This is a genomic window from Nocardia sp. NPDC055165, from assembly GCF_053606985.1.
Map to the genome: position 1 here is coordinate 115,259 of NZ_JBSGSS010000006.1, position 19,714 is coordinate 134,972.

The window sequence follows — 19,714 nt, forward strand, 5'->3', positions numbered from 1 at the left end:
AACGACTGACGGCGAACCGGACAAGCGCCCATAATCGGGGCTCACCGCGCGTAGGAGGACTTGTCATGGAACCCATCGTCACGACCACGAGCGGCGCGATCCGCGGCCACACCGAGGCCGGGATCACCCGTTTTCTCGGGGTGCCGTACGCGGCGGCGCCGGTCGGGCCGAAACGTTTCCAGCTGCCCGAGGCCGCGCCCGCATGGGAAAGCGTGCGAGACGCGACCGAAATGGGCGCCACCTGCGCACAGACGCCGTATCCCGCGCCGATCCACGCCCTCATCGGCAGTGACGGTATCCCTGGCGACGAGTACCTCAACGCGAACGTGTGGACGCCCGACTCCGCCGCTTCGGGCCTACCGGTGCTGGTGTGGATTCACGGTGGCGCGTTCGTCCGCGGGTCGAACGCGCGGGCGATCTACGATGGGTCGGCGTTCGCGCGCGACGGCGTGGTGATGGTGGGGATCAACTACCGGCTCGGGGTGTCTGGCTTCGCCGAGATCGAGGGCGCACCGTCCAATCGCGGTCTGCACGACCAGATCTTCGCCTTGCGCTGGGTGCGCGAGAACATCGCCGCCTTCGGTGGCGACCCCGACAATGTGACGATCTTCGGTGAGTCCGCCGGCGCGATGAGTGTGGCGGCGCTGATCGCCGCACCACAGACGGCCGGGCTGTTCCGCCGGGCGATCATGCAGAGCGGCAACGGTGCGGTCGCCGCCGATCCCGAGGACGCGCGCAAGGTGTCGGCCGCGCTGGCCGCCGAGCTCGGAATCTCGCCTACCGCGCAGGATTTCGGGAAACTGGGTCCGGACGAGTTGCGCACGGCGCAGAACGCCGTCGCGCTGGCCGTGATGACCGACCCCGATCCGCAGCGGTGGGGCGACTCGGTGATCCAGCTGGGCGGCGGCATCATGAGCCTGTTCCCGGTGATCGACGACGACATCGTCGCGGGCCCGCCGACGGAGGTGCTGCGCGCCCATCCGGATCGCGCGGTCCCCCTGATCGCGGGCACCACCGCCGACGAGTTCCGCTTCTTCACCGTCCCGGCAGGGCTCGCCGCCGCCATCACCACCGACACCCTGCCGTTCGTCCTCACCCGCTACGGCATCGATCCCGCTGTCGCCCAGGTCTATTCGACAGAGCGCCCGGATGCCACCCCCGCCGAGATCTTCAACGCCGTCCTCACCGACATGAGCTTCCGCTCCGGCACCTACGACTTCGCCGAAGCCTGCGCCGCCACCGTCCCCACCCATGTGTACGAATTCGCGTGGCCCACCGGACTTCCCGGCCTCGGCGCCTGCCACGTCCTGGAGGTCCCGTTCGTCTTCGACACCATCGACGACGCCCATACCCTGACCGGACCCACCCCACCTCAGGCGCTGGCCGACGAAATCCACGCCGCCTGGGTCGCTTTCGCCACCGACGGCACCACCGGCTGGGCCCCGTTCACGACCGACGAGAAGAACGTCCGGATCTTCGACAACCCCGAGTCCGCCACCGTCACCGATCCCCGCGCCACCGAACTCGCGGCCCTGCGCAAGGCCATCGCCCCAGCCTGATCCTCCTGGTCGGCACGCCGCGTCCCGAACCGGCGTGCCGACCGGAAGTCGCGGTGGTCCGAGAGGGGCTAGCGGACGGAATCCGTTCCGCCGGCGAACAAGTCGGGGCCCTGGTCGGCCATCTCGGTGAGCGCTTGGGCCCAGCCGTCGAGGCGGTCGGCGGCTTCACGAAGATCGGCGACGATGCCGTTGAACTGGTACGCCAGGACCGAGTCCTCGGGGACCGCGAGGATGCGGGCCGCGGCGGCGACGAGCTGTTCGTACTCGACCACACCGGTCTCCAGGCGCGTGAGCACGCCGGCGACAGTAGTTTTCAGCGCCGCGACGGTGTCGGGGTTGGCGCGGCCGACGGTGTCGGCGGCCTGTTCCATGGCGACGACGTCGGTGGCGAGCGCGTGCAGGGCGGCCGCGCCGGAGCGGGCCGTCTCGAGCAGGTCGCGCAGTTCGTCTTCGGGGAGGCGGCGGGTGCGCGCGATCTGGGCGCCGAGGTCGTAGAGCGCCCGTTCGGCACGGATCAGGCGCTGGATAGGGGCGCGCGCGGCCGATCGCAGGCCGGGCGACTTGCGGGCGACGAAAGCCGCCTGGGGTAAAGGCTTGTTGCGCAACTCCAGGTAGCGGCGGGCGCTGAGAGCAGTACCGGTGACGAAGGCGATGGCGCCACCACCGATCACCACGACCGCCCAGACGGGCGCCGAGATCACGGCAAGACCGACCGCGCCGACCGTGGTGATACCGGAGGCGGTGCCGAGCTGAAAACTGCGCCTGCGTACCCGGCGCCGACGGCGCAGCTCCCGTTCGCGCGGGTCGGCCCAACGCCGCACCGCGACCAGCGCCTGCTCACCGACCCCCCGCAGCGTCGCGGGCATCGAGCCCGCCACCGCGACCTGCGCGATCGCCGCCGGATCCACGATCTCGGCACGCGCGCGCCGCCTGTTGCCGTTCATCCCCTCATCCTTCCGCTGCTCGAGCACCCGCTGCTGCCGCAGGTACCGACGCCGGCCTTCCCAACCCCGTACGACCCGACCTCGAGGAGGGTCCGCCGCGAAGCGGCGGTTCGCGGCCGTCCCGTCAATCAGGTGCCGTTGCGTAGGCGACGAAGGAGCAAGCAACGGTGCCTGATCGACGGGACACAAGGGGCCGCGAACTCGAGCGCGCCAGCGCTCCGAATATTACAGCGCTTGGCCCTTGTCGATGTTCGGTGCCGGTGCGGCCTTGGGCTGCGCCGGGTTGATCGCCGCGTTGTTGTTGCCGGTGGGCAACGCGTCACCGCGCATGGAGGCGCGGATCTGCTCGAGCTTGCTGTGCCCGGCCATCTGGACGCTGGCCTGCTGCACCTCCATCATGCGACCCTGCACCGTGTTCTGCGCCAGCTCGGCCGAGCCGAGCGCGTTGGCGTAGCGGCGCTCGATCTTGTCGCGCACGGCGTCCAGGCTGGGCGTGGAGCCCGGCGCGGACAGGGTGGAATCCATCTGCTGCAGCGAGGCCGAGACCTGCTCCTGCATCTTGGCCTGCTCGAGCTGGCTGAGCAGCTTGGTGCGCTCGGCGACCTTCTGCTGCAACATCATCGCGTTCTGCTCGACCGCCTTCTTGGCCTGTGCGGCGGCCTGCAGGGACTGATCGTGCAGCACCTTGAGGTCTTCCACCGACTGCTCGGCGGTGACCAGCTGGGCGGCGAACGCCTCGGCGGCGTTGGTGTACTGGATCGCCTTCTCGGTGTCGCCCGCCGCCTGTGCCTGATCGGCCAGGGTGACGGCCTGACGGGCGTTGGCGTTGAGCTTCTCGACCTCGTCGAGCTGGCGGTTCAGCTTCATCTCCAGCTGACGCTGGTTACCGATCACCGACGCCGCCTGCTGCGACAGCGCCTGATGCTGACGCTGCGCCTCCTCGATAGCCTGCTGAATCTGGACCTTCGGATCCGCATGCTCTTCGATCTTGGAGTCGAAGAGGGCCATCATGTACTTCCAGGCCTTCACGAACGGATTAGCCATCGATTGATCCCGCCTCCATCTGTGCGTCGCTCGTGCGACTGGTGGTACGCGACCGTCACGCACCAGATACGTGCTTATCCTTCACCATGCGGCACCCGGACCGGCAGTGGCCGGACCGATCGACGCCTGATGAGAATCTATCCGTTCTCACCAGCGGTGTGCAGCGTCTCGCGCGCCGGGCGCAGGGTTCGCCGCGTCACATTCCCTTCACCAGTACCAGCATCTCGGCCCTCGGGGCCGGGATGACGATGCGGGTGTCTTCGGCGATGCCGATGCGCGCGCCCTGCTCGGCCGCCGCGCTCGCGGAGGCGGAAGCCTCGCCCGCGGCGGGTTCGGGCAGGGTGGCGGGCTCGGCTTCGGCGGGCTCGCGCTCGGCGGCGGGGCCGGTCAGCGCGGGTTCGCGCGGCGCGGAGCCGTCGGCGCCCGCCATCAGGGTGCTCACGTCCCAGAGCACGCGCGAGAGCGGCACGTCGAGTGCCTCGCAGATGCTGGCGAGCAGTTCACTGGAGGCTTCCTTGCGGCCGCGCTCCACTTCCGACAGATAGCCGAGGCTCACGCGCGCCGAGGTCGACACCTCGCGCAGCGTTCGATGCTGGGCGAGACGCGCACGCCGCAGACTGTCCCCGATTGCCTCCCGCAGCAGCGTCATCTCGTTCTCCTCCACCTCGTGTCACCGCCGTAGCGGTGCTCACCTCTTTCTGGCACAACGTCGAGCATGGACCGGTGGTTCCCGAACCGGGCTACTTCACACTGACACAGCGCAGCAACTCCCGCACCGCACTGTGCACCGCACCGAGTCTGATCGTCCACCGGTCACCGTGCAGTTTCAACCGGACCACTTCGCTGTGATGTGGACCGGCCAACCCGAGGTATACCGTGCCGACGGGATGCCCGTCCTGGGAATCGGGTCCGGCGACCCCGGTCAATCCCAGACCCCAGTCCGCGCCACACTGCTCCCGCGCCCCCACAGCGAGCTGTTCGGCGGTCGAGGCGGCGACCGGTCCGTCGGTACGGAGCAGCTCGTCGTCGACGCGGGCCAGACTGTTCTTGAGGTCGGTGGCGTAGACGATCAAGCCGCCCCGCAGCACCGCGCTCGCACCGGGAACTCCCGCCACCGTGGCCGCGAGCAGGCCCGCGGTGAGCGATTCGGCCGTGGCGACGGTCTGACCCGCCGCGTTCAGGGCCTCGACCAGTTCGGCGACCGGCGCACCGTCGACGAGCGGATCACTCACGAGCGCGACCGTCCACCCGCCAGCCACACCCTGGCCGCCTGCCCCACATAGTCCAAACCGGTGACCACCGTCAGCGCCACGGCCAGGTACATCAGCCACATGCCCGCGGTTGCGAAGATCCCCGACAGCGGCAGCACCAGCAGCGCGATCGCCACCGACTGCACCAGCGTTTTGAGCTTGCCGCCGCGTCCGGCCGGGATCACCCCGCGCCGCACCACCACCAGCCGCAGCAGCGTGATGCCGATTTCACGGCCGCAGATGACCAGGGTGATCCACCACGGCAAGTCCCCGAGTACCGAGAGCCCGATCAGCGCGGCTCCGATCAGCGCCTTGTCCGCAATGGGGTCGGCGAGCTTGCCGAAATCGGTGACCAAACCGTATTTGCGGGCCAGTTGCCCGTCGAAGCGGTCGGTGATCGCGGCCAGGCCGAAGACCGCCGCGGCGATGACCCGCCAGCGGGTGTCGTGCCCGCCCTCGGCGAACAGCGCCAGCACGAACAGCGGCACCAGCACGATGCGCGCGATGGTCAGCACGTTGGCGATATTGAGCAGCGGAACCTGCGTCTCCGCCACCCCGTGCATCGGCGTCACCGCACTCGACCCACGATCGATCTCTTCGGGTCGCACGCTCATGCCCTGTCCTCGTGGCATGACCGGGCGCCTCGCGTGGCCACGCGAGCTACCGCCTCCAGACGCTGACCGTTCATGCGCTGCCCTCTCGGCACTCACCGGCACTGCGCCGAAATCCAACGGTTTCGCGAGCTGTTTGCTCGCACGATCGGTGCCGCGCGATCCGGTCGTCGAGCCCGGCGCGATGCGAGGAGCGGAACGACAGGATGTGCGGCACATGTTCAGACTATCGGTAACCCGGCCGACTACTGTGCACCCATGACCTCACGGGGACCCTTGAGCGGTTCGACCAGCGACGCGCATACTGCCGCGCCCACTGTGGCGCCTGTTTCCGGCGTGGTCGTCCGACGAGCGCGAACCTCCGATGTCCCCGAGATCAAGCGCCTGGTCGACGAGTACGCCGGGCGCATCCTGCTGGAGAAGAACCTGGTCACACTGTACGAATCGGTGCAGGAGTTCTGGGTCGCCGAGCTCGACGGGCAGGTCGTCGGCTGCGGCGCGTTGCACGTGCTGTGGGCCGATCTGGGCGAAGTGCGCACTGTCGCAGTGGATCCCGTCGTCAAGGGCCGCGGAGTCGGCGGGGCGGTGGTCGAGCACCTGGTCACCGTCGCCCGCGAACTGCAGTTGCAGCGTGTGTTCGTGCTCACTTTCGAGGTGGACTTCTTCGGCAGGCACGGGTTCGTCGAGATCGACGGCACGCCCGTCACCGCCGAGGTGTACGCGGAGATGTGCCGCTCCTACGACACCGGTGTCGCCGAATTCCTCGACCTCAGCTTCGTCAAGCCGAACACCCTCGGTAATACCCGCATGCTGCTGACCCTGTAGAGAATCCCTCGCGAGAAAGTGATCGACTGTGCCGATCTTCGCTGTCCACTACACCTACTCCGATGCGACGGCGGCCGACCGCGCGACCAACCGACCCGAGCATCGCGGCTGGCTGAATGCGCTCGTCGACGCGGGCACGGTGCTCAGTAGCGGGCCCTACCCCGACGGTTCGGGCGCGCTGCTGCTGTTCCGCGCCGAGGACGCGCCCTCGCTGACCGAACTGCTGGGCAACGACCCGTTCGCGAAGCTGGACCTGATCGACGCCGTCCGCGTGGTCGAGTGGTTGCCGGTGATGGGCGCCTTCGCCGAGTAGCGCAGCCCCGGAGACAGAGCTGCCCGGAACCCTCGGGGTTCCGGGCAGCGTCGTCCGCGGTGGTGTCAGGCCTTGTTGGTGTTACGGGTGCGCAGCAGGCTCGCCACCGTCGCGATGACCAGAATGCCGATGATCACGCTCAGCGAGAACGCCGTGGAGATCTCCGGGACGCTCACGTGCTCACCGCCGTTGATGAACGACAGCGTGTTCTCGTGCAGCGCGTGCAGCACGAGCTTCACGCCGATGAACGCCAGGATCGCGGCCAGGCCGTAGGACAGGTACACCAGGCGGTCGAGCAGGCCGCCGATGAGGAAGTACAGCTGGCGCAGGCCCATCAACGCGAAGGCGTTGGCGGTGAACACCAGGTACGGCTCCTCGGTGAGACCGTAGATCGCCGGAATCGAGTCCAGCGCGAACAGCAGGTCGGCGAAGCCGATCGCCAGCAGCGCGAGCAGCAGCGGCGTCACCACGCGTTTGCCGTTGATCCGGGTGACGAGCTTGTCGCCGTCGTACTCGTCGGTGGTGGGCAGGACCCGTTTGGCCAGCGAGACGATGTAGCTGTCGCGCTTCTTCTCGTGTTCGACTTCGTGCCCGCTCTCGCGCAGCAGGTTGATCGCGGTGTAGATCAGGAATGCGCCGAACAGGTAGAACACCCAGCTGTACGCGCTGATCGCGGCCGCGCCGACCGCGATGAACACACCGCGCATCGCCAGCGCCAGCACGATGCCGATCAGCAGCACCTTCTGCTGGTAGATCCGCGGCACGGCGAAGGTGCTCATGATGATGAGGAAGATGAACAGGTTGTCGACCGAGAGCGCTTTCTCGGTGACGAAGCCCGCGTAATACTCCCCCGAGAACGTGCCGCCCCATTTCCAGGCGACGAACAGGCCGAACAGCAGCGCCAAGCTGATGTAGACAGCCGACCAGATGCCCGATTCCTTGAAGGTGGGCTCGTGCGGGGTGCGCACGTGGGCGAAGAAGTCGAAGACGAACAGGCCGAGGATCACCAGTCCGGTGATCACCCACTCAAGCGTGGTCACCTGCATGTGGTGGTCCGATCGATGAAGTTCATGTCGCCCATCATGCCCGAATTGTCCGTTTCAGTCGGCTTTGCGGAACGATTGCCCGTCATGATTTCACACACATCGGCGGCCGACGAACCCGCCGCGCACACGGAAAAGCGCTTTCGCCCGGTTCGCGAGCGCTGCTACCGTCACCGCATACCCCGACCACAGCCCCGAGAGGAGCGAGCCATGTACGAATCCACCGCGCAGAACCAGCGCCCCACCGCGATGCACCGGCCCAGCCCCGGTGCCGTGAAGTCGGGTACCCGCCTCGCGCGCGCCCGCTTCATCGCCTGACAGGCGATTTTCGCCCGACCCCGGGCCAGTCCCGACCATGAGCCGTGCCAGGTCCCTCCTCGTTCGTCGCCGCCTGCTTCCGGCACGGTCAGAGCAAACCGGGAACGGCGTCACTCGTCCTCGGACGCACCGGGATCGCCGCCACGGATCGACCACAGCAACCCGTCCAATTCGTCGGGCTTGATGAGCACGTCACGCGCCTTGGAACCCTCACTGGGCCCGACCACGCCGCGCGTCTCCATCAGGTCCATCAACCGGCCCGCCTTGGCGAAGCCGACGCGCAGCTTGCGCTGCAGCATCGAGGTCGAACCGAACTGTGAGGTGACCACCAGCTCCACCGCTTGCAGCAGCACGTCCATGTCGTCGCCGATATCGGGGTCGACGTCCTTGACCTCGCCGGCCTTGGCCGCGGTGACACCCTCCTGATATTCGGGTTCGGCCTGGGTCTTGCTGAACTCGACGACAGCCTGGATCTCCTCGTCGGAGATGAACGCGCCCTGCAACCGGGTCGGCTTGCCCTGACCCATCGGCAGGAACAGACCGTCGCCCATGCCGATCAATTTCTCCGCGCCCGGCTGGTCCAGGATGACGCGCGAGTCGGTGAGCGAGGAGGTGGCGAACGCCAGCCGCGAGGGCACATTGGTCTTGATCAGACCGGTCACCACGTCCACCGAGGGCCGCTGGGTGGCCAGCACCAGGTGGATACCCGCGGCACGCGCCTTCTGGGTGATCCGCACGATCGCGTCCTCGACATCGCGCGGTGCGGTCATCATCAGGTCGGCCAGCTCGTCGACGATGGCCAGGATGTACGGGTAGGGCCGGTAGACGCGTTCGCTGCCCAGCGGCGCGGTGATCTTGCCCGAGCGCACGTTCTTGTTGAAGTCGTCGATGTGGCGGACCTTGTTGGCCTGCATGTCCTGGTAGCGCTGCTCCATCTCCTCGACCAGCCAGGCCAGCGCGGCGGCGGCCTTCTTCGGCTGGGTGATGATGGGCGTGATCAGGTGTGGAATGCCCTCGTACGGCGTGAGCTCCACCATCTTCGGGTCGATCAGGATCATCCTGACCTCCTCGGGGGTGGCCCGGTGCAGCAGCGAGATCAGCATCGAGTTCACGAAACTCGACTTACCCGAACCGGTGGAACCGGCCACCAGCAGGTGCGGCATCTTGGCCAGGTTCGCCGAGACGAACTCGCCCTCGATGTTCTTGCCGAGACCGATCACCAGCGGATGGTGGTCGTTGCGGGTGTGCGGCGACTTCAGGACGTCGGCCAGGCGCACCAATTCGCGGTCGGCATTGGGCACTTCGATGCCCACGGCCGACTTACCGGGGATGGGCGCGAGCAGGCGCACGTTCTCGGTGGCGACGGCGTAGGCGAGGTTGCGGGCCAGCGCGGTGATCTTCTCGACCTTGACGCCGGGACCGAGCTCCACCTCGTAGCGAGTGACGGTGGGGCCACGCACGAACCCGGTGACGGCGGCGTCGATCTTGAACTGCACCAGGACTTCGGTGATCGCCTCGATCATCGATTCGTTGGCCGCGGAACGCTTCTTGGGCGGGTCGCCGTCGAGCAGCAGTGTCAGCGGGGGCAGCGTGTAGTCGCCGTCGACGACCCGATCGGTGACGAACTCCGGTTCCGGTGGCGGCGGCGGGGTCTGGTCGACCGGCTTGACCACCGGCCGCTTGCGCGCCGGTTTCGGTGCGGGCGCGGGTGGTTCCTCGATCGGCTTGGCATCGCGCAGCGGCGGTTCGCCCAGTGATTCGGTGACCGCGTCGGAGCCGCCGAACTCGTCGGGCGGGTAGTTGTCGTCGGGGTTACGGCCACGGCGACGGGTTCGGTTGCGGTGCACCGGGAATCCGTCGGCGTCGTAGTTGGCCGGGTCGTAGGGGTCGCCGTCGTCGGCGTATTCGCCGAGGCCGAAGTATTCGCTCAGCTTGGCAGGCACCTCGCGCACCGTGGTACCGGTGAGCAGCAAGACGCCGAACATCATGGCCAGCAACAGGATCGGCAGCGCGAGCCATGGCGTGAGCCCCTGGCCGAGCGGTCCGCCGATCGCATAGCCGAGCGCGCCGGCCGCGGTGGCGCGGCCGTCCGCGCCGGTGGGGGAACCAGCTGCCAGGTGCCAGACCCCCAGGGCGGGAAGCACGACGAGTAGCCCACCGAGGACCAGCCGTGGCCGGATCTCCGGATGTGGTTCGGTGCGCATCAGCACCACCGCGAGCGCGACCAGCAGAATCGGCGCCAGCGCGGCCGCGGAACCGGCGATCGCCCGGACGATGTCTTCGAGGAAACGGCCGACCGGTCCGCCCGCCGACAGCCACATCGCGGCGGCGATGATCGCGCTCAACGCGATGAGCGCCAGGCCGATGCCGTCGCGCCGGTGCCCGTGGTCCAGGTCGCCTGCCCGGCTCAACGTGCGGGTGGTGGCGCCGACGCCGCGCGCCAGCATGGTCCAACCGCTCCCGATCCCGCGGCTGATCACCGCCAGCGGTGCGGTGTTGGAGGCGCGTTTGACCGGCCTGCGTACGGGCGTGGTGCGCCCACGCGGAGCCGCCGTCGCTCGCGGGGTCGCCGAACGAGACCGCGCCGCCGGCGTCTGCCCCCTGGTCGATCCCGCCCGCGCACGAGAGGTCGTGGTGCTGCGGGACTTACCTGCCATGACCATCAGGCTAGCCGCTCGAACACCTCCGAGACCATCCGCAACACTGGTCCCACCGTGCTCGCCGCGGCGATCCAGGGTGGATGCGCAGGTCGCAGCGCCCCGGTCAGCGCGGGGAAATCTCGCCGGGAACCGCGTTTCGCGGGCCCGAACTTACGGAATCCTTGTCGATCGCCACTGATTCGGGCGTGAGCGGGCTCGCGCGTCTAGCGCAGGCGCCGTAACCCTCGGTACGTTGACTGCGCTCTATCGGGTCGTCGACCCGTGCAGATGAAGGGGACGCTACAAGTGAAGAGAATGCTCACCAGCGCGGCCGTGCTGGGTGCCACCGCAGCCGCAGTGTTCGCGGGGCACATCGCACCGGCCCAGGCGCAGTCGGGCAACTACGGCGCCATCGCGGTGTCGGTCAAACCGGGGGTTTACGGATACGCCACGGACTACGGCAGCTATGCCGATGCCGAGGCCGGTGCCATGTCGGCCTGCCTGCGTGGCGGTGGTGGTGGCGGGTGCGACGTGAAGGTGTCCTACCGCAACGGGTGTGGAGCCATCGCGATCTCGCGCGGGTGGTGGAGCTACGGCTCCGCGTCGACGATCGGCGGCGCGAAACGCGAAGCGCTGAACAACAATCCGGGCAACGCCTACATCAAGCACTGGAACTGCACCAGCGGCTACCAGCTCTAGCCCGACCGTTTCGACCATGATCATGGGAGTTGTAGTGAACAACCGTCCAGTGAAATACGCTGCCGTTCTCGTCGCGATCGTCGCGGCGCTCGGCCTCAGCGCGTGCAGTTCCGGCACCGACTCGACCAGCACGAGCGCGGGAACCACCACCAGCAAGGGCGGCGCCTTCGAAACGGGCGACGCCAAGTCGGGCAAGGAAGAGGGCGGTGAGCCCGCGGCCACCACGGTGCCCAACCTGCCCAAGCCGACCGCCGCCGAGCTGAACGCCCGGTTGAACAAGGCCCTCGCGGGCCAGCTCACCGGAGAGGAGAAGAAGACCTACATCGAGGACGCCGACCAGGATCCGATGCTGGTCGACAAGTTCGTCGAGGCGGCGAAGCAGAACAACGTCAAGGTCGCCATCACCACCGTCGGTGACCCCGCCGACGGCAAGCTCAAGGCGAACGCCGATGTCACCATCGACGGCGCCCCGGTCAAGGACGCCTTCGTCGACTTCGTCGCCGAGGACGATTCCTGGAAGGTGTCGCACGTGTTCGCGTGCAACATCGTGAAGTCGGCGCAGCTCGACTCCGCTGCCTGCCAGGCCTGAGTCACGGTCCGAATATCGGTCCGAAATATCGGGTCCGAATATCAAGAAAACCGCTGGGCGACATAGCCGCCCAGCGGTTTTCCGTTGATCTGTTGATCTCTCGATCAGGCGATCAGACGGCGACGACCGTCGGCACGATCATCGGGCGGCGACGGTAGACGTCGGCGACCCAGCGGCCGACCACCCGGCGCACGCCCTGGGCGATGCGGTGGGTGTCGGTGATGCCCTCACCGGCCAGGCGCAGCAGCTCCGCCTCGACCAGTTCGTTCGCGCCGTCGAGCGCGGTCCGGTCGTCGGAGAAGCCGCGCCCGTTGAGCTCGGGCGTGCTCACCGCCTTGCCGGTGGTCGAGTCGATGACGATGGTGATCGAGATGAACCCACCCTCGCCCAGGACCAGGCGGTCCGACAGGGTCGACTCGCCGACGTCGCCGACCGAGAGGCCGTCGACGTAGACGTGTCCGACCGGCACACGGCCGACGATGGAGGCGATGCCGTCGACCAGGTCGACCACCACGCCGTCCTCGGCCAGCATGACCCGCTCCTCGGGCACACCGGTCGCCACCGCCAGTGCGGCGTTGGCGCGCAGGTGCCGCCATTCGCCGTGCACGGGCATGGCGTTGGTCGGGCGCACCGCGTTGTACAGGTACAGCAGCTCACCGGCGGAAGCGTGCCCGGAGACGTGCACCTTCGCGTTCTGCTGGGTGATCACGGTCGCGCCGAGCCTGGCCAGGCCGTTGACCACGGCGAACACCGAGTTCTCGTTGCCGGGGATCAGCGAGGACGCCAGCACCACCAGGTCGTCGGCGCGGATGTTGATCTGGCGGTGCTCGCCGCGCGCCATCCGTGACAGCGCCGAGAGCGGCTCGCCCTGGGAGCCGGTGGAGATCAGCACCAGGCGGTTGCCGGGCAGGTTCGCGGCCTGATCGAGGGTGACCACGACGTTGTCGGGCACGGTGAGGTAGCCGAGGTCCTGCGCGATCTCCATGTTGCGGACCATCGAGCGACCGACGAAGCAGACCTTGCGGTTGTACTTCTGCGCGACGTCGACGACCTGCTGGATGCGGTGCACGTGGCTGGCGAACGACGCCACGATGACGCGGTTGGTGGCCTTGCCGATGACGTTGTCGAGCACGCCACCGATCTCGCGCTCGGGGGTGACGAAACCGGGAACCTCGGCGTTGGTGGAGTCGACCAGGAACAGGTCGACACCTTCGTCGCCGAGGCGGGAGAAACCGGCCAGGTCGGTGAGGCGGCCATCGAGGGGCAGCTGGTCTAGCTTGATGTCGCCGGTGTGCAGGACCACGCCGGCACCGGTGCGGATGGCCACGGCCAGCGCGTCGGGAATCGAGTGGTTGACCGCGAAGTACTCGAGCTCGAACGGGCCGTGCACCGTGGTCTCGCCCTCGGCGACCTCGCGCAGCTTGGGCTGCAACCGGTGCTCGCGCGCCTTGGCCGCGACCAGCGCGAGGGTGAACTTGGCGCCGATCACCGGGATGTCCTGGCGCAGGCGCAGCAGGAACGGCACGGCACCGATGTGGTCCTCGTGGCCGTGGGTGAGCACGATGGCCTCGACGTCGGCCATCCGGCCCTCGATGGGTCCGAAGTCCGGCAGGATCAGGTCGACACCGGGCTGCTGGTCCTCGGGGAACAGCACACCGCAGTCGACGATCAGCAGCTTGCCGCCGTATTCGAACACGGTCATGTTGCGGCCGATTTCGCCGATGCCGCCCAGGGCGAACAGGCGCAAGCCGTTCTTCACCAGCTTCGGCGGCGGGCCCAGCTTGTCGTGGGCCGCCTTCTCGCGCGGCTCGGCGACCGGCGCGGAACCGCGACCGCGTCCACCGCCCTGCCTGCCACGGCCACCACCGCGGGACTGCTCGGCGGCGGGCTTGCTCTTGGCCTCGGCCTGCTTGCCCTTGGCTTCGGTAGCCGGCTTGGTCCTCGCGCGCCGCGGCGCGGTCTTCTTCGCGGTCACTTGTTCTTCGGCGACGCTGAGCAGGTCGGTGCCCACTTCGGCACTACCGGCCAGGTTCGCTTCCGCGGTGACCTCGGCGATCGGTTCGGCGATCGCCGGTTCCTTCGCCGCGGGGGCTTCCTCGGGCGCGACCACCTTCTTCACCGTGGCCTGCGCGGTCTCCACCGGCGTCGGCTCCGGCGCACCGGCGGCACGCGATGCCGAACGGCGGCGGGGCTTACGGGCTACGGGTTCGGTCATGCCGACACCCCCGCGGCCTGCAGGTCCAGCGCCAGCTCCTCGAGCTGTGCCTGCGTCGGCATCAGCTGGGGCAACCGGGGCTCACCTACGTCGATGCCGAGCAATCGGAGTCCTCCCTTACACATCGCCACACCTCCCAGGCGGGTCATGGCCGCGTACAGCGGCAGTAGTGTCGCGTTGATCTCTCGCGCCCTGGCCACGTCACCGATGGTGTAGGCGTGGTGGATCTCGCGCAGTCGCTCCGGCACGAGGTGTCCGATGACGCTGATGAACCCGACCGCACCGACCGAGAGCCAGGGGAGATTCAGTCCGTCGTCACCGGAGTAGAAATCCAGATCGGTGGTCGCGATGAGATCGGCTCCGGAGACGAGATCGCCCTTGGCATCCTTCACCGCGACGATGTTGGGATGCTCGGCAAGGCGCCGGATCGTGTCGATGGCGATAGGCACCACCGACCTCGGTGGAATGTCGTAGAGCGTGATCGGCAGCGCGGTGGCGTCGGCGACCGCGGTGAAATGCGCGATCAGGCCCTCCTGTGTGGGCCGCGAGTAATACGGGGTCACCACGAGCAGGCCGTGTGCGCCCGCGTTCTCCGCGGCACGCGCCAGTTCGATCGAGTGTGCGGTGTCGTAGGTACCCGCGCCCGCGACCACGGTGGCCCGGTCGCCGACGCCGTCGACGACCGCCCGCAGCAGATCATGCTTCTCGGTTTCGGTCGTGGTCGGCGATTCGCCGGTGGTACCCGAGATGATCAGCAGGTCGACCCCACGGTCGACCAGGTGTGCCGCCAGTGCGACACCGGCATCGACGTCGAGCTTGCCCGCAGCGCTGAAGGGGGTCACCATCGCGACACCTACCGTGCCGGACGCGCGCAGCTCCGTTGGCGTCGATTCACCGTTCGTCATGGTCAGAAAGGCTACCCGGTCGCCGGATGCGCCTCGACACCCTAGCGCCCGAAGCGGCTGCCGGTGGGTGTTTTTCACCTTGCGTGATGTCACATATGACGTCACAATGATGTCATGGATCTGAATGCTCATACCGCGCGGTTGCGCGAGGAACTGATCGCCGCCGCCGCGCTCGGCGACGAGAAAACGCAGGCCACCGCCGCCGCCCTCGCCGCCGCGGTGGAGAGTTCGAGCCGCCTGGTGCTGCTGTCGGCGCTGTCGGAACTGGCCGCCGAGATCAGTACCGAACTCGGTGACCGCACCGTGCACGTCCGCCTGGAAGGCACGCAGGCGAAGGCCGACGTGCGCAAGAACACGCCGCCGGGCGCGGAGGAACCCCAGACTTTCGAGGAAATGACCGGCGACATCAGCCGGGTGACCCTGCGACTGGTCGAACAGCTCAAGTCCCGCGCGGAGGAAGCGGCCCAGCAGAACGGGCAGTCGCTCAACTCCTGGCTCTCCGGCGCGGTCAGTGGCGCGTTGAAGGATCAGATGCGCGGTTACGGCGGCAAGGGCTGGTAGACGGCGTCCGAGTTCACAGCAGTGGGGCCAGGTCGCCGCGTTCGCCGATAACGACTTCGTCGAGTTCGAGCCAGTCGGCCATTTCCCGCAGTGCCCCGCGCAAAGCCTGGGCGGTCTCGGCGGTCGCGTAGCCGGGTTCGGCGAACGCGCCGGGGGCGAGCAGTCGGCCGGTGGCGCGTTCGGCGCGCAGATCCACCCGGCCGACGAGCTTGCCGTCGACGAGCAGCGGGAAGACGTAATAGCCGTGCACCCGTTTGGGTTCGGGGGTGTAGATCTCGATGCGGTAGTGGAAGTCGAAGATCCGCTGGGTACGTGGGCGGAAGAAGATCAGCGGATCGAACGGGCACAACAGCGCGGTCCCGGTGATCCGGCGCGGGGTGGCGGCCTCCGGGTGCAGGTAGGCGGGCGCGTCCCAGCCGTCGACGTCGACAGGCAGTAGTTCGCCCGCGTCGACCAGGTCGGCGATCGCCGGGGCGCTCTGGCGCCGGGCCAGGCGGTAGTAGTCGCGCAGGTCGGCCTCGGTGCCGATCCCGAGGGCCCGGCTGGACCGGCGGATCAGCTCGCGCACGGCGTCGTCCTCGGCGATCTCCCGGTCGCGTACATCGGCCGGGACGACCCGTTCGGTGAGGTCGTAATGCCGGGTGAACCCGACCCGGCGGGCGGTGGACAGCTCACCGGCGGCGAAGAGCTGCTCGCAGATCATCTTCGTGTCGCTCAGGTTCCACCAGGTCCCCTTCGGCCGGGGCTTGTCCAGTTCCAGATGACGTTCGATCTCCCCGGCGCTCGCCGCGCCCACCTCGGTCACGACATCGAGAATGTCCTTGCCCAGCGTGGGATTTCGTTCGACGATCGTGCGCATCCCCGACCAGCGCCCGTGCCGGTACTCCCGCATCCGCCAGCGCATCAGCGGCCAGTCGGCGACCGGGATCAGCGCCGCCTCGTGCGCCCAGTACTCCACCAGCCCCCGTCGCGCCTTCGCGCTGTCGCTCCAGGCGGCGCCGTCGAGCAGGCCGCGATCGTAGGGGCCGATCCGGCTGAACACCGGCGCGTAGTGCGCGCGGACCACAGCCGAGACCGAATCTATTTGCAGCAGACGGGTTCTGGCGACCACATCGAGCACGGCCCGACGCTTCGGGTTGGTGGGCCTTCGCTTGCCGAAGCCCTGCGCGGCCAGCGCCGTTCGACGGGCCTGCGCCGCATTCATCCGCTGCATTCGCTCAGCCTGACACAGGGGTCCGACAGGTTTTCGGCGCTCAGGTGGAGACCCGGACCTCACCCGCGGTGTCGATCTCGGTCCGCCGATCCCCGCCCGGCGCGGCGGCCAGCACGGTCGCCACCCAGCGTCTGCCGACCGGCAGCACGCGCACGGTCACCGAGCCCGCTCCCGCCATGTCGAGTTCGTCGACCGCGGCCTCGATCACGTGGTGGCGCACCCATTCCGGGACCCCGAGAAAGCCGCCGTCGTCGAGCAGGGTGACCTCGACGCCGCGCGATCGCGCCCCCCGAGCGGCGGCGCTGAGCCGATCGGTGACCAGCTGCGGCGCCCGGAGACCGTCGCGCAGTTCGGCTTCGAGCAGCCTGCACTGTTCGCGTTCGGTGTCGGTGAGCTCGATCCCGGCGGCGATGCGGGCGAGCAGGGGCCCGGCCACCCGGTCGAGTGCTCCCAGCTGACGATCACGCTCGGCAGTGGCCGCGGCCAGCGCGGCCTCGGTCGCCGCGCGTCGATTGGCCTCGCTGCGCAGTTCCCGCAGCGAACGCTGGGTGGGCCGCACGATCGACATGAACACCGTCACCGCGCCGACAGTGGCGACCGGCGTCAGCGCGCGCACCACGGTTTCGGGGTGCCAACTCGTGAACACACCCATCGTCACCAGCACCGTCGCGGCGGCCGCCACGCCGAGCCAGGCCGACACGATCCGCCCGCGCAGCACCAGCATCGCCAGCAGATACGACGTCGGATAGGCGGTCCACAGCTGGTGGGCGAACCCCGACGAGCTCTCGAGCCACGGCACGGTGAGCGCCATCGCCGCAGGTCCGGCACACGCCACGTAGATCGTGGCGGGCCACGGCAGCGGGTCCACCGGGAACACCAGCACCACCAGCGCGGCCACGGCCATCAGCACCAGCGCGGCGGCCGCGGCCGCCGGCGGGGCGATATCGAAATTCACCCGCAGGTACATCACGATGGTGGCTTCGAAGATCACCACGAACAGCCACGCCGTGCCGTCGCTGAGGCCGAACAGATCGCGCATCGCGAACGGCAGATCCCGATCGACCATCAGCTACCCCACACCAGCGTCACCACGGTTCCCGCGCCCGGCGCCGATTCCACGAACGCCGCGCCACCGGCGAGCGCGCGCATCCGGCCCAGGATGCTGCCCGCGATCCCCATCCGATCGGCCGACACCCGCGCCGGGTCGAACCCGGCGCCGTCATCGGACAGCACCACCCGGATGCCGCCGGTCGCGATGGTGACCGACACACCGCGCCGCACCGTCCGACCGGGGACGTCGGCATGACGCACGCTGTTGCGCACCGCCTCCGAGAGCGCGGCCCCCAGCACCTGCGCGGCCTCGATCGGCAGGCACAGATCGGCCGCGCGCCGCGAGGACACCTGCACCGGGACCTCGGATTCCACCTCGCGCACCGCCTCGCGCAGGAATTCGATCGCCGCGGCGGCGTCGAGGTGGTCGATCTCGGGCGCGGTCCGCGACAGCTCGAGCTGTTCGAGGGTGCGCGCGGCCTGGTTGCGCAGCACCGGCGAGGACTGCTGCGCCCGCGAGGCCTCCAGCAGCGTCGACAGCACCGCGTCGTGGATGAGCGCCGCGAAACGCGCGCCCTCGCGTTCTCTGGCCGAGGTCGCCGCGACCGCCGCCGCCCGGCTGCGCTGCCGGACCGCTTCCCGGTCGACCCGTTCGGCGGCGGCACGCGCGTACACCACACACCACAGGAACAGCGCGGCTACGCCGAGCGCCCTGGTGATGTCGCCGAACAACGCCCCCATCGAACTGTCGGGCACCACAAGGGCATTCGACACACTGGTCGTCACCGCGAGCAGGGCTGCGAACGCGGCCGCACCACGTCGCGGCCACGCCAGACCCGCGGCCAGCACGCCGACAGCGAGCCCTCGATAAGGCCACGAGGCGAACGAACCGACGTGCACCACCGGATACACCAGCGGCGTCGCCACGGTGGCCGCGAGGTAACACACGGCGGCCGCGGCGGCGGTGCGCCGGATCGCCGCGGCGGTGCCGCGCGCCGACACGATCGCCAGCACACCGAACATCAGATACGCCGACACCAGATGCAGTTCCGGCCACACCGAATGATTGATCGGCTGCACCAGCACCGCGGGCAGTTCCAGCACCATCACGATCGTGGCGCCGGTCCCGATCACCAGCCCGAGCCTGCGCAGGATCTGTTCGGTCGCCGCGCGCGAGAAGTCGACGTCGCCGACCGGTGCGGGCGCCGTCGCGACCGCGAGATCGGTCACGTGCGCTGCTGCCTTTCCGGCACGGGCAGCCATCCGTCCTCGACGGCCCGTTTGTACAGATCGGTCTTGGTGGGCGCGGGTCGGCCCGCGTCGGCGTACTTCTGCCGGATGCGGCCCAGGTAGTCGTTGACGGTCTGTTCCGACAGACCGGTCAGCCGGGCCACCCGCGAGGCCTTCTCCCCCGAGGCGTACAGCATCAGCACTTCCTCCTGACGCGGGCTGAGCCCGACGTCGGAGAGCTTCGGATCGCCGTCGATGGCGGCGGCCCAGTCGGTGGTCACCACCTGCTCCCCCGACGCGGCCCGGCGCACCGCCTCGACCACGGTCGCCACGCTCTCGGACTTGCGCAGCACCCCGAGCACGCCCGCTTTGGCGGCGGAGCGGACCAGGAAGGCGTTGTCAGCGCCGGTGAACACCAGCACCTCGATGTCGCGTTCGCGCAGCGCGGTGACATTGTCCTCGGGCGTCGAGCCGTCGGGCAGGCGCAGATCGAGGACGACGAGGTCGAGATCGGTGGTCTCGGCGAGCAGCCCGGCGACGGACTCCGCCACCGCCACCAGTTCCAGGTCGGGTTCGGGGCCGAGCATGGCCGCCAGTCCGATCGCCACGGACTCGTGGTCCTCCACCAGACCGACCCGCCGCACCGTGCGCGTCTGCGCCAACTCGCTCACCCGACCACTCCCCATCCTCGAACACCCACCGCGGC

19 protein-coding genes are annotated in these 19,714 nt (G+C 68.8%); 6 read left to right on the plus strand and 13 right to left on the minus strand.

The window, feature by feature from the left end; translation table 11 throughout:
* Positions 1-65 precede the first annotated feature (65 nt).
* Positions 66-1,559: a carboxylesterase/lipase family protein gene (locus tag ACWFRF_RS14540; protein WP_452450323.1), complete on the plus strand. Its 1,494-nt coding sequence runs from the start codon at positions 66-68 to the stop codon at positions 1,557-1,559.
* 68 nt (positions 1,560-1,627) lie between these two features.
* Here the strand turns inward: ACWFRF_RS14540 and pspM are convergent, their stop codons facing one another.
* From pspM to pgsA, 5 genes are all read right to left on the minus strand, one after another.
* A complete protein-coding gene (gene pspM / locus ACWFRF_RS14545; RefSeq protein WP_452450325.1) occupies positions 1,628-2,503 on the minus strand; it encodes a phage shock envelope stress response protein PspM in 876 nt (291 codons plus the stop codon).
* Positions 2,504-2,728: 225 nt separating this feature from the next.
* Positions 2,729-3,547 carry a phage shock protein PspA gene (gene pspA, locus ACWFRF_RS14550; protein ID WP_101466599.1) on the minus strand — a complete coding sequence of 273 codons (819 nt, stop codon included), beginning with the start codon at positions 3,545-3,547 and terminating at the stop codon, positions 2,729-2,731.
* Positions 3,548-3,743: 196 nt separating this feature from the next.
* A complete protein-coding gene (locus ACWFRF_RS14555) occupies positions 3,744-4,196 on the minus strand; it encodes a helix-turn-helix domain-containing protein (RefSeq protein WP_378626573.1) in 453 nt (150 codons plus the stop codon).
* 91 nt (positions 4,197-4,287) lie between these two features.
* Entirely contained in the window at positions 4,288-4,779 is a 492-nt protein-coding gene (locus tag ACWFRF_RS14560) for a CinA family protein (protein WP_379313904.1), read from the minus strand.
* On the minus strand, positions 4,776-5,411 hold the full coding sequence (gene pgsA, locus ACWFRF_RS14565) for a CDP-diacylglycerol--glycerol-3-phosphate 3-phosphatidyltransferase (RefSeq protein ID WP_379313903.1): 636 nt from the start codon (positions 5,409-5,411) through the stop codon (positions 4,776-4,778). The genes ACWFRF_RS14560 and pgsA overlap by 4 nt, the downstream gene beginning before the upstream one ends.
* A gap of 255 nt (positions 5,412-5,666) precedes the next feature.
* Here pgsA and ACWFRF_RS14570 point away from each other — a divergent pair, with 255 nt between their 5' ends.
* Together ACWFRF_RS14570 and ACWFRF_RS14575 are read left to right on the plus strand one after the other, a co-directional pair.
* Positions 5,667-6,233: an amino-acid N-acetyltransferase gene (locus ACWFRF_RS14570; protein WP_379313902.1), complete on the plus strand. Its 567-nt coding sequence runs from the start codon at positions 5,667-5,669 to the stop codon at positions 6,231-6,233.
* A 28-nt stretch (positions 6,234-6,261) separates the two neighbouring features.
* Entirely contained in the window at positions 6,262-6,546 is a 285-nt protein-coding gene (locus tag ACWFRF_RS14575; RefSeq protein WP_378992382.1) for a YciI family protein, read from the plus strand.
* Between the two features lie 65 nt (positions 6,547-6,611).
* Here the strand turns inward: ACWFRF_RS14575 and ACWFRF_RS14580 are convergent, their stop codons facing one another.
* Both ACWFRF_RS14580 and ACWFRF_RS14585 read right to left on the minus strand, forming a co-directional pair.
* Positions 6,612-7,592 carry a TerC family protein gene (locus ACWFRF_RS14580; RefSeq protein ID WP_378992379.1) on the minus strand — a complete coding sequence of 327 codons (981 nt, stop codon included), beginning with the start codon at positions 7,590-7,592 and terminating at the stop codon, positions 6,612-6,614.
* A 425-nt stretch (positions 7,593-8,017) separates the two neighbouring features.
* On the minus strand, positions 8,018-10,564 hold the full coding sequence (locus ACWFRF_RS14585; RefSeq protein ID WP_378992377.1) for a DNA translocase FtsK: 2,547 nt from the start codon (positions 10,562-10,564) through the stop codon (positions 8,018-8,020).
* 297 nt (positions 10,565-10,861) lie between these two features.
* Here ACWFRF_RS14585 and ACWFRF_RS14590 point away from each other — a divergent pair, with 297 nt between their 5' ends.
* Together ACWFRF_RS14590 and ACWFRF_RS14595 are read left to right on the plus strand one after the other, a co-directional pair.
* Positions 10,862-11,245, plus strand: coding sequence for a DUF4189 domain-containing protein (locus ACWFRF_RS14590; protein ID WP_378628262.1), 384 nt, complete (start codon positions 10,862-10,864; stop codon positions 11,243-11,245).
* 34 nt (positions 11,246-11,279) lie between these two features.
* Positions 11,280-11,834: a hypothetical protein gene (locus ACWFRF_RS14595; protein WP_387442363.1), complete on the plus strand. Its 555-nt coding sequence runs from the start codon at positions 11,280-11,282 to the stop codon at positions 11,832-11,834.
* Positions 11,835-11,946: 112 nt separating this feature from the next.
* Here ACWFRF_RS14595 and ACWFRF_RS14600 read toward each other — a convergent pair whose 3' ends face one another.
* Complete coding sequence (locus ACWFRF_RS14600; protein ID WP_452450329.1) at positions 11,947-14,049, minus strand: RNase J family beta-CASP ribonuclease; 2,103 nt, start codon at positions 14,047-14,049, stop codon at positions 11,947-11,949.
* Positions 14,046-14,954, minus strand: a complete 909-nt coding sequence (gene dapA / locus ACWFRF_RS14605; RefSeq protein ID WP_378992374.1) for a 4-hydroxy-tetrahydrodipicolinate synthase — start codon at positions 14,952-14,954, stop codon at positions 14,046-14,048. Before dapA ends, ACWFRF_RS14600 begins: the two co-directional genes overlap by 4 nt.
* Positions 14,955-15,068: 114 nt before the next feature.
* Here dapA and ACWFRF_RS14610 point away from each other — a divergent pair, with 114 nt between their 5' ends.
* Positions 15,069-15,515 carry a hypothetical protein gene (locus ACWFRF_RS14610; protein WP_378992372.1) on the plus strand — a complete coding sequence of 149 codons (447 nt, stop codon included), beginning with the start codon at positions 15,069-15,071 and terminating at the stop codon, positions 15,513-15,515.
* 13 nt (positions 15,516-15,528) lie between these two features.
* On the opposite strand, the gene ACWFRF_RS14615 is transcribed toward ACWFRF_RS14610, so the two are convergent.
* Genes ACWFRF_RS14615 through ACWFRF_RS14630 form a run of 4 tightly spaced genes read right to left on the minus strand, consistent with a single transcriptional unit; the run spans position 15,529 to position 19,694 of the window.
* Positions 15,529-16,728 (minus strand): winged helix-turn-helix domain-containing protein, encoded by a 1,200-nt coding sequence (locus tag ACWFRF_RS14615; RefSeq protein WP_378992370.1) that lies wholly within the window; start codon positions 16,726-16,728, stop codon positions 15,529-15,531.
* Between the two features lie 40 nt (positions 16,729-16,768).
* On the minus strand, positions 16,769-17,794 hold the full coding sequence (locus tag ACWFRF_RS14620) for a hypothetical protein (protein ID WP_379313051.1): 1,026 nt from the start codon (positions 17,792-17,794) through the stop codon (positions 16,769-16,771).
* Positions 17,794-19,041, minus strand: coding sequence for a sensor histidine kinase (locus ACWFRF_RS14625; protein ID WP_452450333.1), 1,248 nt, complete (start codon positions 19,039-19,041; stop codon positions 17,794-17,796). Before ACWFRF_RS14625 ends, ACWFRF_RS14620 begins: the two co-directional genes overlap by 1 nt.
* The gene (locus ACWFRF_RS14630; RefSeq protein ID WP_378626553.1) at positions 19,005-19,694 is read right to left on the minus strand and encodes a response regulator; all 690 of its coding nucleotides are present in this window, start codon (positions 19,692-19,694) and stop codon (positions 19,005-19,007) included. The genes ACWFRF_RS14625 and ACWFRF_RS14630 overlap by 37 nt, the downstream gene beginning before the upstream one ends.
* Between the last annotated feature and the right edge of the window lie 20 nt (positions 19,695-19,714).